Genomic DNA, 14,491 nt, shown 5'->3' on the forward strand with positions numbered 1-14,491 from the left:
GTGTGTTTTAATAGCGTTTTAAGAAAATTATTGAAGTGGCGGAGGAAGTGAGATTCGAACTCACGGAGGGCGTAAACCCTCGCCGGTTTTCAAGACCGGTGCCTTCAACCACTCGACCATTCCTCCGCAGCAGTTTTGACAGAGCGAAATATAATATAGTTTATGTGTTGAGTAAATTAAATTTTTTATTTTTTTTTATCGAAAGCTGATAATTTGTTCATTTTGTATTAGATTAATACAAATATTGTACTATATCTGCATTTCTGAGAAGAAAAGTGGCGACATATCTGTGGTTGATTTTATCTCGCTTTCGCTCAGTGTGAATATTCGGTACAATGTGTGTTTTTGATAAGACTTAATCTCTGAACTAAATTTATGAAATTTATTATTAAACTTTTCCCTGAGATCATGATTAAAAGTGAATCAGTACGCAAGCGTTTTGTTAAAATTTTAACAGGCAATATTCGTAATGTGTTGAATAAATATGATGACAGTGTCGCGGTAGTAAAACATTGGGATTATATTGAAGTGCGGTCAAAAAATACTGAAAATCGACCGCACTTAATTGACTTGTTGAAGCGTATTCCGGGAATTCATCATTTTTTAGAAGTAGAAGAAAAGCCTTTTAGTGATTTACATGATATTTTTGAACAAACGCTTGCCAGTGTAAAAACACAGCTTGCCCATAAAACTTTTTGCGTGCGAGTGCGCCGTAAAGGGAAGCATTCATTTAGTTCTTTAGATGTAGAACGTTATGTCGGAGGTGGGTTAAATCAACATATTGAGTCAGCAAAAGTGAAATTAACGCACCCTGATGTCACGGTACGTATTGATATTGATAACGATCATATGATGTTAGTAAAAGGCCGTTATGAAGGCATTGGTGGTTATCCTATTGGTACGCAAGAAGATGTGTTATCTTTGATCTCGGGAGGATTTGACTCCGGTGTCTCAAGTTTTATGCTCATTCGTCGTGGTTGTCGTGTGCATTATTGCTTTTTTAATTTAGGCGGTGCTGCGCATGAAATTGGGGTTAAACAAATGGCATACCATATTTGGCAGCGTTATAGTGGATCCCATAAAGTTCGTTTTGTGGCAATTAATTTTGAAAATGTGGTCGGTGAGATTTTAGAAAAAGTAGATAATGGTCAAATGGGCGTAGTGTTAAAGCGTATGATGGTTCGAGCAGCAAGCAGAGTAGCAGAGCGTTTTGGTATTCAAGCCATTGTGACTGGAGAGGCGCTAGGTCAGGTTTCGAGTCAGACTTTAACCAATCTTCGCTTAATTGATGAGGCCGCAGAGACACTCGTGTTACGCCCATTGATTAGCCACGATAAGGAACAAATTATTTCATTGGCTAAAGAAATTGGAACAGATGACATTGCAAAATCTATGCCTGAATTTTGTGGGGTAATATCTAAAAACCCAACAGTAAAAGCGGTGAAAGCCAAGATCGAACAGGAAGAAGGGCATTTTGATTTTTCTGTGTTGGATCATGCTGTCGACAATGCGCAATATTTAGATATTCGTGACATTGCAAAACAAACGGAACAAGAGGTACAGGAAATTGAAGCTGTATCTGTGTTAGGTGAAAATGACGTTATTTTAGATATTCGTAGCCCTGAAGAAGCTGATGAAAATCCACTCTATATTGAAAATCAGGACGTTATTCATTTGCCATTTTACAAACTGTCTTCACAATTCAGCCAATTAGATCAAACTAAGGATTATTTGCTTTATTGCGAGCGTGGTGTAATGAGTAAATTACAAGCGTTATACTTAAAAGACAATGGATTTGTTAATGTGAAAGTATTTAAGAAATCATAAGTTCAGGCCAAATTTCTAAACATGAAAACTTAGATTGAAGGCGGGTAACTTAGCATAATGAGGACTGTAACGGATTTTGAGTCATGGAAATGGTTACAGTCCTTTTCATTTTTACATTTGATTTAATAAAATCCAGCCGTCATCAATCCAGTTACATAGGCTATCTAACAATAGTTGCCATGTGGTATCAGGATCTTCTGTATGCTGAACTAAGATGTCTAAATCTTTCAGGTTTAAGATTTTTCCATCAGCTAAATGTTTTAAAATTTCGGCTTCGAGCAGGGTTAGTTCGTCTAGCCACTCACCATTAGCATAAATTTGTAATGGATTTTCTGTGTAGAGCAATTTGCAATTATTATCTTGTTGTAATACAAAATTTTCTTCTAAAAGCGACCGCACTTCATCAGGATCTGACATATCTTCGGGAACGAGCAACTCGTAACGCCGTGTGCTGACCGTTGTGGCTACGGCATGTTGAAAGAGGCGCTCAAACTCTGGACTGTTAGCCAAGACATTTAGCAATTGCTCTTTCATGGTAGTCACCATTTGCTGATCCAATTTTCCGGTTTGTTGCGGTGTTGGAGATAAGCGTAGTGGCAAATTAAAAGGTGTGAGGTTTAAATCAAGATCTTGTCGGCAAAATATGTTGTTAATATTGTCCAATAAATCACTAATATTTGGATAACGTAAACCGAAAGAAAACGTGAGACAATCATCCTGTGCGACACCATAATGGGAAAGACGAGACGGAACATACAACACATCTCCAGGCGCCAGTACTTCATCAAAAATGAGTTCGCCCATGTCATCAAAAATGCGAATAGGTTGATCAGGTTTAAACTCAGTACTTGGATCGCACCATTTGCCTAATTGCCAACGACGATGGCCATAACCTTGAACCAAAAATACATCATACTCATCATAATGTTTTCCCACTGATCCGCCTTTAGGTGCGTAAGATACCATAATGTCATCGCGCTGCCATTGAGGAATAAAGTTGAACTTTTGCCATAAATTGCCTAATTGTGTGGACCATTGTTCCATATTTTGCACGAGTACAGACCAATACGTAGGAAGATCGGAAAAATCTTGCATGCATAAAGGACTGGTTTCCAATTGCCAGTTATCTTCTGAATATTGCTTGATCAAGCGCGCGGTAACACCTTCATTTTGAGCAAGCTCAATAATATCATCTGGCCTAAATTGTCCAATAATTTCAGGTAAGCCGTTACGGATAAGCAGCGGCTTTTTTTGCCAATAGTCACGCAGAAAAATTTCAGGAGTAATGTGATCAGGTAAACAAGGTGTCATATAGGATCCTAATGTGGTAGTTAGTTTTGTTTTTGCTGCTGTTTTTTCGCTTCTGCTTCTCGCGCTTGTTCTTCTGCACGTTTGCGACGAATCTCTTTGGGATCTGCCAGTAACGGTCGATAAATCTCAATTCGGTCTCCATCGGAAAGCACATCTGTTAATTTTGCAGGGCGACTAAAAATACCGACTTTATTTTCACGTAAATCAATCTCTGTATATTGTTGTAATATATTAGACTGTAAAATAGCGCTCTGAATAGTCGTTCCTTCCTCTACTTTAAAGGCTTTTAAATAATATTTATGGGGAAAAGCATAGGCAATTTCAATATTAATTTGCGCCATGATATACCTCTTTTGCACGCTTTTTAAATGCTTCAATCATCTTGGCGGTTAACTCTGTGAAAATTTTACCAAAAGCAAATTGAATGATTGGGTTGGTAAATTCAAATTCCAATTGCAAGCTAATTTTGCAACTCTTTTCATCAAGTTCTTCAAAATCCCATCGACCTTGTAAAAAACGAAAAGGCCCTTTGACTAATTTCATCTCGATAGATTGAGCGGGCGATAGGGTATTTTGCGTGGCAAAGGTCTGACGAATGCCGGCTTTTCTGATAGTAAGTTCGCCAACCATTTCATATTCATTTTGTTGTAGCGTTCGGCTCGCGATGCAACCGGGTAAAAACTCAGGATAACGTTCATAATCGTTTACGAGTTGATACATTTGTTTTGCACTATAGGGTACTAAAGCGGATTGGTTAATTTGTGGCATTTTTGTTTATCTTTCAAGATCAATTTCGGCTATTATATGCAAAAGTGCGGTTAAAATTAAGGGAAAAAAATGTTTCAATCAATAAACTGGCTTTGGTTTGCCTTAGGTTCGGCATTTTTTGCCGGATTAACGGCAATTTTCGGTAAATTGGGTGTGGAGGGCATGAATAGCAATGTAGCGACCTTTATTCGCACGATTATTGTCCTATTGGTTGCCGGTGGCATTATTACCGCACGCAATGAATGGCAATTACCACAGCATATCGCCGCCAAACCGCTGACTTTTTTGATTTTATCCGGCGTGGCGACCGGATTATCCTGGTTATTATATTATCGTGCCTTACAACTTGCACCAGCTTCATGGGTTGCCCCCATTGATAAACTGAGTGTGGTGATCGCTATTATATTGGGGATAGTGATTCTTGGGGAGCCAATCAGTTGGAAGCTGATAATTGGTGCAAGTCTCATTGTAGCAGGCGTGTTAGTATTAGCATTATAAGCGAAAAAATTACTAAAAATCCCCCGCACTTTTGCTATAATGGCCGACCATTTTAAGATAAATGAGTAAATTATGGCTGAAATTAAATTAATCGTCGGGCTTGGGAATCCCGGTGAAAAATATACCGACACGCGCCACAATGCCGGAGAATGGCTGATTGAGCGCTTGGCTCGCCGATTGAATTTTAGTTTAAAAGACGAAGCAAAATTCTTTGGAAAAACCGCCCGCACTTTGATTAACGGACAGGAAGTGCGTTTTTTGATCCCAACTACTTTTATGAATTTAAGCGGCAAAGCGGTGGGGGCGTTAGCGACTTTTTATCGCATTAAGCCGGAAGAAATCTTGATTATTCACGATGAGTTGGATTTACCACCCGGTGTGGCTAAATTGAAACAGGGTGGCGGACACGGCGGACATAACGGTTTGAAAGATAGCATTGCGCAATTGGGCAACAATAAAAATTTTTACCGTTTGCGTATCGGTATCGGACATCCCGGTGATAAAAATTTAGTGTCGGCTTATGTATTAGGCAAACCCTCGCCGACAGATTGGACTTTGATTGATAAAGCCTTAGATGAAGCAGTGGATTGTGTGGAGCTGTTGTTTAAAGACGGGATCACCAAAGCAACCAATCGGTTGAATGGATTTAAGGCGCAGAATTAATGAATCGTAGGGACGGAATGCCCTGTCCATATATATAAATATTAAAGAAGGAATAAAAAATGGGATTTAAATGTGGCATTGTGGGGCTACCCAATGTAGGAAAATCAACCCTTTTTAATGCATTAACCAAAGCAGGAATTGAAGCGGCTAACTATCCGTTTTGTACTATCGAACCGAATACCGGCGTGGTGCCCATGCCGGATCCGCGCTTAGACGCGTTGGCGGAGATTGTCAAACCTGAGCGTGTATTACCGACCACAATGGAATTTGTGGATATTGCTGGTTTGGTGGCTGGCGCGAGCAAAGGGGAAGGTTTAGGTAATAAATTTTTAGCCAATATCCGTGAAACCGATGCTATCGGGCATGTGGTGCGTTGTTTTGAAAATGACGATATTGTTCACGTAGCAGGTAAAATTGATCCAGCAGAAGATATTGATACGATTAATACAGAATTGGCACTGGCGGATTTGGACAGCTGTGAAAAAGCGATCCAGCGTTTAACTAAACGGGCAAAAGGTGGCGATAAAGAGGCAAAATTTGAATTATCTATTATGGAGAAAATCCTGCCAGTATTGGAAAATGCGGGTATGATTCGCTCAATCGGTTTGGATAAAGAAGAATTACATGCCATCAAAGGTTATAACTTTTTAACCTTAAAGCCGACTATGTATATTGCAAACGTGAATGAAGATGGCTTTGAAAACAACCCGTATCTTGACAGAGTACGTGAAATTGCGGAAAAAGAAGGGGCGGTGGTTGTGCCGGTTTGCGCGGCGATTGAATCGGAAATTGCTGAATTAGACGATGATGAAAAAGTAGAATTTTTACAAGATTTAGGGATTGAAGAACCGGGCTTAAACCGTGTTATCCGTGCGGGCTATGCCTTATTAAATCTGCAAACCTATTTCACTGCGGGTGTTAAAGAAGTGCGTGCGTGGACCGTTTCTGTTGGCGCTACGGCCCCGAAAGCTGCAGCTGTTATTCACACCGATTTTGAAAAAGGTTTTATCCGAGCGGAAGTGATTGCCTATGATGATTTTATTCAATACAAAGGTGAAAACGGGGCAAAAGAAGCAGGAAAATGGCGTTTAGAAGGAAAAGATTACGTGGTGCAAGATGGCGATGTAATGCATTTCCGCTTTAATGTTTAAAAATTTTCTGTAAAAGAACCGCACTTTTGAGCAACACGCCGAATTGAGCGCCGATCTCGGTCTGTTGCGTATAGCTAAGCGTTTTTTTTAAACCTGTGATGATTGTCACAGGTTTTTTTTATAAGTGATGAAATTTCCATTAAACTTGTGATCAACTTCACAGTCTAATTATGACAAAGGTCATAAAGTTTCTTATACCGCCTGTACTATGCTTATAGTGAAAAGTTTATCTTGCATATTTAATATTTTGGAGGATATATGTTTCTTACTATCATAAGTTTCCTGGTGGTGACTGGGATCGTAGCATACATCTCATACCTCAAAACTAAAAATGATGACCTTTCAACATCAAAAGGCTACTTCTTAGCTGGTCGTGGCTTAGGCGGATTGGTAATCGGTTGTTCAATGGTGCTAACATCACTTTCCACTGAACAGTTAATTGGGGTAAATGCAGTGTCCTACACTGGTAATTTCTCGATTATTGCTTGGACAGTACAATCGGTCATTCCACTCTGTTTCCTGGCATTATACTTGTTACCTAAATATATTCGTAACGGTTACACCACGATCCCAGAATTTTTTGAAGCACGTTTCGACCGTCAAACACGTTTGATTATGTCGGTATTTTTCTTAGTGTTTTATCTCTTTATCGTTATCCCTACCGCACTTTACACTGGGGCGATTGCCTTTAATAAGATTTTCAACCTTGAAGTGATTTTTGGGCTAAGCTATGGCGAGGCGATTGTTTATACCGTTATCGCAATTGGCGTAGTTGGGGCGATTTATGCGATCTTCGGTGGTTTAAAAGCCGTAGCAGTGTCTGATACCCTCAATGCGGTATTACTAGTGATTGGTGCTTTATTAGTCCCGATTTTTGCGTTAGCCCATTTGGGTGATGGTAGTTTTTCAGCAGGCTTGAAAACGATTACCACCACGCATATAGAGAAATTCAATGCAATTGGCTCTGCCACAGATGCGGTGCCTTGGCCTGCGATGTTTACAGGGATCTTAATTGTGAACTTCTTTTATTGGACAACTAACCAAGCCATTGTACAACGTGCATTAGGTGCGAGAGATCTGAAAGCGGGTCAAAAAGGAATTTTAATTGCAGCGTTATTCTTACTTACTCTGCCGATTATTCTTAATCTACCGGGTTTATTGAGTTTCCATATTTTAGGTGATGGCATTAAACCTACGGATGCATCTTATCCTATGTTAGTTAATACGGTGCTGCCAAGTTGGTTACAAGGTTTCTTTATTGCCGCATTGTTTGGTGCGATTTTAAGTACCTTTAACTCATTTTTAAATTCTGCAGCCACTATTTTCTGTAAAGACTTATTGCCAGCATTCAGCAAGAAACAGCGTACCGATCAAGAGTTGATTATTTATGCGAAAAAAGTATCTACTTGGTTTGCGATTATCACGATGATTATGGGACCAATGCTAATGTTCGGTTCAGATGGTATCTTCCTATTAACCAAACGTTTTGCTGGTTTTATGAATATCCCAATCGTTGCTTTATTTGCTGTCGGATTATTTAACCGCACGGTATCAGGTTTGGCAGCTCGTATTGCGTTATTCGCTCATGTGGTACTTTATTTCTGTATTGTATGGGTATTCCAAGTTAAAATTAACTTTGTTTATGTGATGGGTGCGTTGTTTGTATTTGATGTCTTGTTGATGTTACTGCTTGGCCAATTTCTTAAACGTGAACCTTATGTGGAGAACAAAGAGAATAAATCAAATGTCGATTTAACTTATTGGGAACACGCAAAAGTAACCGTTGCTTCTCTGGTACTTGGTTTAATCACGGTACATGCGTTCCTCTCTCCACTCGGCATTGCATCTGCTGATGGTAATCCTAGTATTGTGCTAGGTATCTGGGCGGTATTACAAGTGATTGTACTGATTGTGTTTCGCCATAAAGCCACGATTGCAAAATAAGCGTAATTTCTCACCGCTTACCTAAGAGCGGTGAGATTTTGCAAAAAATTTGCATAGGTTGTAATAAGGATAGAATAATGAATATTATCTACATTTTACTCGATCAAATCCGCAAAGATATGTTGGGTGCCTATGGGCATCAAATCGTTAAAACACCGAATATCGATCGCTTAGCTAAAGATGGTATTCGCTTTAACAATGCTTTTACTCCAGCCTCTGTCTGTGGACCAGCTCGCACCTCTTTGTTTACTGGATTGATGCCTTCCACACACGGTATTATTAAAAATGGGGAAAAAGGTGGTTCGGGCGAAATTAGTCAAGCCGCTCCGAATATCGGTAAATTAGCTGGCTATAATACCTATGTAGTAGGTAAATGGCACGTTGGGACAAAATCTGTGCCAGAGGATTATGGCATTCAAGGACATAATTTTGATGGCTATGGCTATCCTGGTAGTGGTGTTTATAAAAATCTAGTGTTCAACCAGCCTCCAACACATTCCAATCGCTATCACGAATGGCTAATCGAAAAAGGCTATGACATTCCAGAAGTGAGTAATGCCTATTTTGGGGATAATCCTCACCTACGCGTACAAGAACTTTGTGGAAAGTTGTCTGGCACTAAAGAACAGACTATTCCTTACTTTATTATTGATGAGGCAAAAAAATTTATCGGGCAATCTCTTAACGAGCAAAAACCGTTTTTTACTTGGATCAATTTCTGGGGACCCCATACTCCTTGCATTGTGCCAGAGCCTTATTATTCAATGTATAACAAAGAAGATGTCGTATTAGATAAAAGTTTTTTCACTCCGTTGGAGGGTAAACCTAACCATTTTCGTACGATTTCAAAAATGTGGGGAATGTGGGAGGCAAGTGAAGATCATTGGAAAGAGGTAATTACAAAATTCTGGGGATATATCACCTTAATTGATGATGCCATTGGCGAACTCTTTGCTTATCTTGAAGAAAACAATCTCTATGACAATACCTTTATGGTTGCCACAGCCGATCACGGTGATGCAATGGGGGCTCATCGAATGATTGAAAAAGGTGAGTTTATGTTTGACACCACCTATAATATCCCAATGATTATTAAAGATCCCCGCTCAAACCGCAAAAATCAACAAGATGACAACCTTGTCTATCTACACGACCTTACCTCAACGGTTTATGATATTGCTAACCAACCCATTCCAAATCGTTTTGAGGGGGAAAGTATCTTACCCATTGTCCGAGAAAATTATGCTAATCAACGTAAAGGCATATTAGGGCAACTGGCTGGACATTTTGTCTATTTTGAGCAACGAATGTGGCGGCGAAAAGATTACAAACTTGTGTTCAATGCGACAGATGTATGCGAGCTTTATGATATTGTTAATGACCCAGAAGAAATGCATAATCTTTTTTATGACGAACGCTATACCGCAATCAAAAAAGAAATGCTAGAAGAAATGCGTGTTGAGATGAAACGTCTTAACGATCCACTCGAAAACTGGGTTTATCGGATTATTGATGAAATTTAAATATTAACCGCTAACAACCTGTTAGCGGTTATTTTAGGGCATAGCCTCAAATAAAGCAGGGATGTTTTATGTTCAAACCGCATTTTCACCTTATGGCAAAGCCAAGCAGTTTTCACTGTAATATTCAGTGTGAATACTGCTTTTATTTGGATAAAGAGCAGGATTTTGGACAGCGTGCGTTTATGTCGCAAGACACATTAAAAAACTATATCAAAAATTATATCCAATCCACCGCCTCCAACCTAGTAGAATTTGCGTGGCAAGGCGGAGAACCAACCTTATTAGGATTAGATTTCTTTAAAAGAGCGGTCGAATTTCAGCAACAATTTGCCAATGGCAAAACGATCACCAATGCTTTTCAAACTAACGGCATTGCATTAAATCGTCAGTGGGCAACATTTTTCAAACAACATCAATTTTTAGTCGGGCTATCAATTGATGGACTAAGTGCGGTACATAATCGTTACCGAATTAATAGCAATGGCCAGCCAACTTTTGAGCGTGTACTGAAAGCATTAGAATTATTGAAAACCTATCAAGTGAATTTTAATACGCTGACCGTTGTTAATGATCAGAATTGGGATAAGGGCAAAGCGACTTATCAAGCCTTAAAAGAGCTTGGTTCGACTTTTATGCAATTTATTCCCGTGGTGGAAACTTCTCACGGAAAAATAACCGCTTTCTCTGTGCCGTCTGAAGGTTATGGATGCTTTTTAGTTGATGTATTTAATGAATGGAAAATCGCAGATCAGGGTAAGATATTCATTCTTGAATTTGATAATCTACTAGGGCAATATCTCGGCTATCCCTCAAGTAGCTGTGTGTTTCAAAAAAGTTGTGGTAAATCACTCATTGTGGAGGCGAATGGTGATGTCTATTCTTGTGATCATTTCGTTTTTCCAGAATACAAAATTGGCAATCTCAATCAACAACCTCTAGATGATTTAGTGCTTTCTAAACAGCAACGAGATTTTGGTTTAGCAAAATATACGCAACTTAGCACGATTTGCCAACAGTGCGAATATCGCTCCCTATGCCATGGTGGTTGCCCCAAACATCGTATTATGGAAATCGAACAGAGCCCATTCAAACACAACTATTTATGTGCTTCTTATCGTTACTTTTTTCAACATACTGCTGAATTTATGCGAAACGCAGAAGAGAGAATTCGGCAGGGAGTCTAGTTATTATTTCAAACGTTATCGCTTATTTTACTGGTGTGAATAGAATTTTATAGGGTATTATTGGATAAAATTGTTTATTTTGAGGATATGTAATGACTACACAAAAACTTCCGTTTTTTTCACCGCACTTGAAACTCGTGCAATATCAAGATATTCCAGTATTAGTGCTTGAACATTCTGTTGGTTCAGCAAAAATCAGTTTGCAAGGTGGACAGTTACTTAGTTGGAAACCAGCGAATGCTAAGCAAGATCTGTTATGGCTAAGTGAGGTGGAACCTTTTAAATTAGGCAATGCGATTCGTGGCGGAGTACCTATTTGCTACCCTTGGTTTGGTAAAGTAAAAGAGCCAGCACATGGCACGGCTCGCTTGCGATTATGGGAACTCAGTGGGCAAGATATTTCTGATGAAGCGGTGTTGATTGAATTAGCATTGTTAAATGAGAAGCAACAAATGGAAGCCAAAATACAATTCCATTTTACGACTAGTTGTGAAATTCGTTTTACGCATTATGGAGAAACACCGGCACAAGTTGCGTTACATAGCTATTTTAATGTGAGTAATATTGCGGACATTTGGGTAGAAAATTTACCAACGGAGTGTTTTAATTCTTTAACCCAACAAACAGATAATGTAGAAAGCCCTCGTAAAGTGTTTGAGCATGTAGATTGTATTTATCAAGCAGAATATCCAATTCAAACCATCGTTGATCCTGGTTTTAAACGCAGTATTGATATTGTACATAATAATGCGAGTGAGATTGTCTTTTGGAACCCATGGCATACGACTACGAGCGGTATGAGCAATACGGGTTATCAAACGATGCTGTGTGTCGAGACCGCTCGTCTTTCTCGCTTATTGGCGCAAGGGGAAAGTATCGCGGTACGGATTATTGAGAAATAAAGTATTGATTGATTCCGTTATCCAATAAAACTAATCGTAAACATATAGCCTGCGATGAACAGTAAAATAAAAGCCAGTGATTTTTTGATCATTGCAGGTGATAAAACGGCTCGGCATTTCATAGAGAAAAAACTCATCACAAAAGAGCTGCACACCATAATCCCTACGATCATAAAATCAACATAGCCAATCTGCCATGAATGTAGGGTATGTGGAGGAACCTTACTTAAGTAACCATATAAGTTGCCTAAACCACCAATTACCATCATTGCATTGGTATAAAGCGCAATTTGAGAGGCCTTAACGGAATGTAGCTGATTAATTAATGGTGCCATAATAGAACCGCCTCCGATACCCGTAATTCCAGCAATATTTCCGCCAAACAGACAAATTAATAGGCCTTTTATATATTCATTTTTAGGGCTAGGGGAAACTTTTTTTTCATTATGAGAAGCAATCAGGGTTTTGATTGCAAGTACTAAAAGTGTGGTAATAAAGAGTAGGCTAATCCATTTTTCAGGTAATAAGAAACTCCACTGAAAACCAAGTTGTACACCGATAATCATGCCTACAGACCAAAAGAGAAGATTTTTCACATTAATTTGGATATGTTGGTGGCGTAATAAAATAAGATTGATCAGTGCTGTTCCCATCACAATCGTTAATGATGTTGCTGCAATCATTTGAATAGGGTAATTAGGAAATAACGTTTTAAGGACTGGTACAATTAAAACACCACCGCCAATCCCAAAAATAGCAGATATCACATTACAAATCGCACCACAAAAAATGAGTATAACGATAATGGATAGGCTCATTTATTTTTCCTTATTTGAATTTTATTGTGAGTATTTTGGCGGTTATTGGAAAAAATACTTATGATCGCTATCATAAAGAAAAGTAATTTTTATAAAAATGTATTCGTTGATCACAAAATTGCGCATTCACCATAGCATTCTATATGTCGTATTGATATGCTTGCATAAAATGAAAAGGAGAGCATTTATGCATAACATGATATTAATTAAGCCAGAACAATTGATTCATAGCCATATAACGCGATTACATAAATTGGAAAAGGGAACCGTCATCTATTCACAAGGCGATAAGGCAAATGAATTTTATTATGTTGAAAGCGGTTTGATCGGCCTATATCATGTGTTAGAAAATGGCAAAGAAAGTTTATTGCGAATTTATTCCAGTCAAGATTATTTTGGTTTTCGTACCGTATTTGGGACACAAATTTATCATTGTACTGCGAAAGTATTATTGCCGGCAGAAATCGTGCGAATATCTCCACATAATGTGTCGGAGTTTATTCAAGCAAACCCACAGATGATCCAATACCTATTACACCAACTATCAGAAGAACTGCAGTTTTCAGAACAAAGGCTAGCGAAAGCGGCTTATATGCGTAGTTTAGACCGTGTAATGGAGAGTATTACCCATTTAACCCAGTATTATCCGAATTATCCTTGGACATATCGTGAAATTGCAGAGTATTCTGGTTGTGAAACAGAAACCGCTATTCGTATTAGTAAAGAGCTGAAAAAGCAAGGTTTTTTGAAACAATAATCCTCTATACTTCTGAGATAGAGGATTGATTGAAGAAGGCTTATGTGGCTAAATAACGCATTAATCCTTCTTGTTGAGTGGTTGCAATTAAACGTCCTTGACGATCAAAGATTTGTCCTCTTGCCAAACCACGCGCGCCATAGGCATTATTACTTTCTACTGCGTAGAGTAACCAGTCATTGAGATCAAATTCACGGTGAAACCAAATAGAATGATCGATTGTTGCGACTTTCATTCCCTGTTGTAAAAAACCTTTAGAATGGGGGTGAAGTGCGGTCAAAATACAATGAAAATCAGAGAAATAGGCAAGCAGACATTGCTGAATTTTAGTATCAAGTGGCGCTTCGCCATTGGCTTTTACCCAAGCAAATTGTTCCGGTGGTAATAAGGTTCCATTGAAAGGGTTGTTTAGGTGTTTTGTCCGAATATGGAAAGGGCGCTCTGCGGTAAATTGTGCGCGAATAGCCTCAGGCAGCAGCGGTGCCATTTTTTGTAATACTTCATTTTCTGCTGAAAAATCTTCTGGAGAGCCTACTTGTGGCATAACACTTTGGTGGTCGAATCCTGCTTCAGGCACTTGAAAAGAAGCTGTGACATGGCAAATAGACTGATTATGCTGAATGGCTTTCACACGTAGCGCAGTAAAATTATGGCCTTCTCTTAGTATTTCCACATCATAAATTATAGGATACTGAGCATCACCAGGTGCTAAGAAATAAGCATGACAGGAGTGTAATAGACGATCACTTGGGGCAACTTGTATTGCAGCAGAAATAGCTTGTGCCACAACTTGTCCGCCAAAAACTTGACGTAATCCAAGATCTTGACTATCGCCACGAAATAAAAAATCATCAAGTTTTTCGAGTTGAAGCAATGAAATTAACTGTGTTAAAGCGGTGGACATGAGATTTTTCCTTTATTTTGTCAAAAATCGACCAATTAAAATTAATTTAAAATGAAACCTTTTGCAATCTTCTCAGCACTATAGCATAATTACACCCATCGCTGAGGCGATTTCAATGGAAGCCCTCTTGGTTCCTCGCAACAACATCTGGTTTACTCGGTCAGGTTCGGAAGAAAGCAGCCAAAGTCAGAATGTTTGTGTGCCGAGATTCAGCTGGGAGGGTTTCCACCCAACTGTCCCT

Annotated in this window: 14 protein-coding genes, 1 tRNA gene and 1 other RNA gene; 10 read left to right on the plus strand and 6 right to left on the minus strand. The window is 39.0% G+C overall.

The window, feature by feature from the left end; translation table 11 throughout:
* Positions 1-36: 36 nt before the first annotated feature.
* Positions 37-126 (minus strand) — tRNA-Ser (locus tag CVP05_RS00265).
* 249 nt (positions 127-375) lie between these two features.
* On the opposite strand from CVP05_RS00265, the gene thiI reads away from it, so the two are divergent.
* Complete coding sequence (gene thiI, locus CVP05_RS00270; RefSeq protein WP_100287564.1) at positions 376-1,827, plus strand: tRNA uracil 4-sulfurtransferase ThiI; 1,452 nt, start codon at positions 376-378, stop codon at positions 1,825-1,827.
* A 111-nt stretch (positions 1,828-1,938) separates the two neighbouring features.
* On the opposite strand, the gene CVP05_RS00275 is transcribed toward thiI, so the two are convergent.
* The 3 genes from CVP05_RS00275 to CVP05_RS00285 are packed head-to-tail and all read right to left on the minus strand — an operon-like array spanning position 1,939 to position 3,906.
* Positions 1,939-3,138 carry a ribosomal protein uL16 3-hydroxylase gene (locus tag CVP05_RS00275; protein WP_100287565.1) on the minus strand — a complete coding sequence of 400 codons (1,200 nt, stop codon included), beginning with the start codon at positions 3,136-3,138 and terminating at the stop codon, positions 1,939-1,941.
* Positions 3,139-3,158: 20 nt separating this feature from the next.
* On the minus strand, positions 3,159-3,479 hold the full coding sequence (locus tag CVP05_RS00280) for an RnfH family protein (protein WP_100287566.1): 321 nt from the start codon (positions 3,477-3,479) through the stop codon (positions 3,159-3,161).
* Positions 3,466-3,906: a type II toxin-antitoxin system RatA family toxin gene (locus CVP05_RS00285; RefSeq protein WP_100287567.1), complete on the minus strand. Its 441-nt coding sequence runs from the start codon at positions 3,904-3,906 to the stop codon at positions 3,466-3,468. Before CVP05_RS00285 ends, CVP05_RS00280 begins: the two co-directional genes overlap by 14 nt.
* Positions 3,907-3,987: 81 nt before the next feature.
* Here CVP05_RS00285 and CVP05_RS00290 point away from each other — a divergent pair, with 81 nt between their 5' ends.
* From CVP05_RS00290 to CVP05_RS00320, 7 genes are all read left to right on the plus strand, one after another.
* Positions 3,988-4,404: an EamA family transporter gene (locus tag CVP05_RS00290; RefSeq protein ID WP_100287879.1), complete on the plus strand. Its 417-nt coding sequence runs from the start codon at positions 3,988-3,990 to the stop codon at positions 4,402-4,404.
* Positions 4,405-4,476: 72 nt separating this feature from the next.
* On the plus strand, positions 4,477-5,067 hold the full coding sequence (pth, locus tag CVP05_RS00295) for an aminoacyl-tRNA hydrolase (RefSeq protein ID WP_100287568.1): 591 nt from the start codon (positions 4,477-4,479) through the stop codon (positions 5,065-5,067).
* 59 nt (positions 5,068-5,126) lie between these two features.
* A complete protein-coding gene (ychF, locus tag CVP05_RS00300; RefSeq protein WP_100287569.1) occupies positions 5,127-6,218 on the plus strand; it encodes a redox-regulated ATPase YchF in 1,092 nt (363 codons plus the stop codon).
* 258 nt (positions 6,219-6,476) lie between these two features.
* On the plus strand, positions 6,477-8,162 hold the full coding sequence (locus CVP05_RS00305; protein WP_100287570.1) for a solute:sodium symporter family transporter: 1,686 nt from the start codon (positions 6,477-6,479) through the stop codon (positions 8,160-8,162).
* 77 nt (positions 8,163-8,239) lie between these two features.
* Complete coding sequence (locus tag CVP05_RS00310) at positions 8,240-9,685, plus strand: sulfatase family protein (protein ID WP_100287571.1); 1,446 nt, start codon at positions 8,240-8,242, stop codon at positions 9,683-9,685.
* Between the two features lie 68 nt (positions 9,686-9,753).
* Positions 9,754-10,869, plus strand: a complete 1,116-nt coding sequence (locus tag CVP05_RS00315; protein WP_100287572.1) for an anaerobic sulfatase maturase — start codon at positions 9,754-9,756, stop codon at positions 10,867-10,869.
* 92 nt (positions 10,870-10,961) lie between these two features.
* A complete protein-coding gene (locus tag CVP05_RS00320; protein WP_100287573.1) occupies positions 10,962-11,771 on the plus strand; it encodes a D-hexose-6-phosphate mutarotase in 810 nt (269 codons plus the stop codon).
* 17 nt (positions 11,772-11,788) lie between these two features.
* On the opposite strand, the gene CVP05_RS00325 is transcribed toward CVP05_RS00320, so the two are convergent.
* Complete coding sequence (locus CVP05_RS00325; protein ID WP_100287574.1) at positions 11,789-12,589, minus strand: sulfite exporter TauE/SafE family protein; 801 nt, start codon at positions 12,587-12,589, stop codon at positions 11,789-11,791.
* A 187-nt stretch (positions 12,590-12,776) separates the two neighbouring features.
* On the opposite strand from CVP05_RS00325, the gene CVP05_RS00330 reads away from it, so the two are divergent.
* On the plus strand, positions 12,777-13,346 hold the full coding sequence (locus tag CVP05_RS00330; protein ID WP_423739116.1) for a Crp/Fnr family transcriptional regulator: 570 nt from the start codon (positions 12,777-12,779) through the stop codon (positions 13,344-13,346).
* 40 nt (positions 13,347-13,386) lie between these two features.
* On the opposite strand, the gene tesB is transcribed toward CVP05_RS00330, so the two are convergent.
* Positions 13,387-14,250 carry an acyl-CoA thioesterase II gene (tesB, locus tag CVP05_RS00335; protein WP_100287575.1) on the minus strand — a complete coding sequence of 288 codons (864 nt, stop codon included), beginning with the start codon at positions 14,248-14,250 and terminating at the stop codon, positions 13,387-13,389.
* Positions 14,251-14,374: 124 nt separating this feature from the next.
* Between tesB and ffs the strand changes: the two genes are divergently transcribed.
* Positions 14,375-14,473: signal recognition particle sRNA small type (gene ffs / locus CVP05_RS00340), an RNA gene on the plus strand.
* Positions 14,474-14,491 lie beyond the last annotated feature (18 nt).

It is taken from the genome of Conservatibacter flavescens (genome assembly GCF_002795425.1).
Taxonomy (GTDB): domain Bacteria; phylum Pseudomonadota; class Gammaproteobacteria; order Enterobacterales; family Pasteurellaceae; genus Conservatibacter; species Conservatibacter flavescens.

Excerpts from the sequence above, each read along its gene's own strand:
- thiI (WP_100287564.1), top strand. The coding sequence starts at position 376 with ATGAAATTTATTATTAAACTTTTCCCTGAGATCATGATTAAAAGTGAA.
- CVP05_RS00275 (WP_100287565.1), bottom strand. The coding sequence starts at position 3,138 with ATGACACCTTGTTTACCTGATCACATTACTCCTGAAATTTTTCTGCGT.
- CVP05_RS00280 (WP_100287566.1), bottom strand. The coding sequence starts at position 3,479 with ATGGCGCAAATTAATATTGAAATTGCCTATGCTTTTCCCCATAAATAT.
- CVP05_RS00285 (WP_100287567.1), bottom strand. The coding sequence starts at position 3,906 with ATGCCACAAATTAACCAATCCGCTTTAGTACCCTATAGTGCAAAACAA.
- pth (WP_100287568.1), top strand. The coding sequence starts at position 4,477 with ATGGCTGAAATTAAATTAATCGTCGGGCTTGGGAATCCCGGTGAAAAA.
- ychF (WP_100287569.1), top strand. The coding sequence starts at position 5,127 with ATGGGATTTAAATGTGGCATTGTGGGGCTACCCAATGTAGGAAAATCA.
- CVP05_RS00305 (WP_100287570.1), top strand. The coding sequence starts at position 6,477 with ATGTTTCTTACTATCATAAGTTTCCTGGTGGTGACTGGGATCGTAGCA.
- CVP05_RS00310 (WP_100287571.1), top strand. The coding sequence starts at position 8,240 with ATGAATATTATCTACATTTTACTCGATCAAATCCGCAAAGATATGTTG.
- CVP05_RS00315 (WP_100287572.1), top strand. The coding sequence starts at position 9,754 with ATGTTCAAACCGCATTTTCACCTTATGGCAAAGCCAAGCAGTTTTCAC.
- CVP05_RS00320 (WP_100287573.1), top strand. The coding sequence starts at position 10,962 with ATGACTACACAAAAACTTCCGTTTTTTTCACCGCACTTGAAACTCGTG.
- CVP05_RS00325 (WP_100287574.1), bottom strand. The coding sequence starts at position 12,589 with ATGAGCCTATCCATTATCGTTATACTCATTTTTTGTGGTGCGATTTGT.
- CVP05_RS00330 (WP_423739116.1), top strand. The coding sequence starts at position 12,777 with ATGCATAACATGATATTAATTAAGCCAGAACAATTGATTCATAGCCAT.
- tesB (WP_100287575.1), bottom strand. The coding sequence starts at position 14,250 with ATGTCCACCGCTTTAACACAGTTAATTTCATTGCTTCAACTCGAAAAA.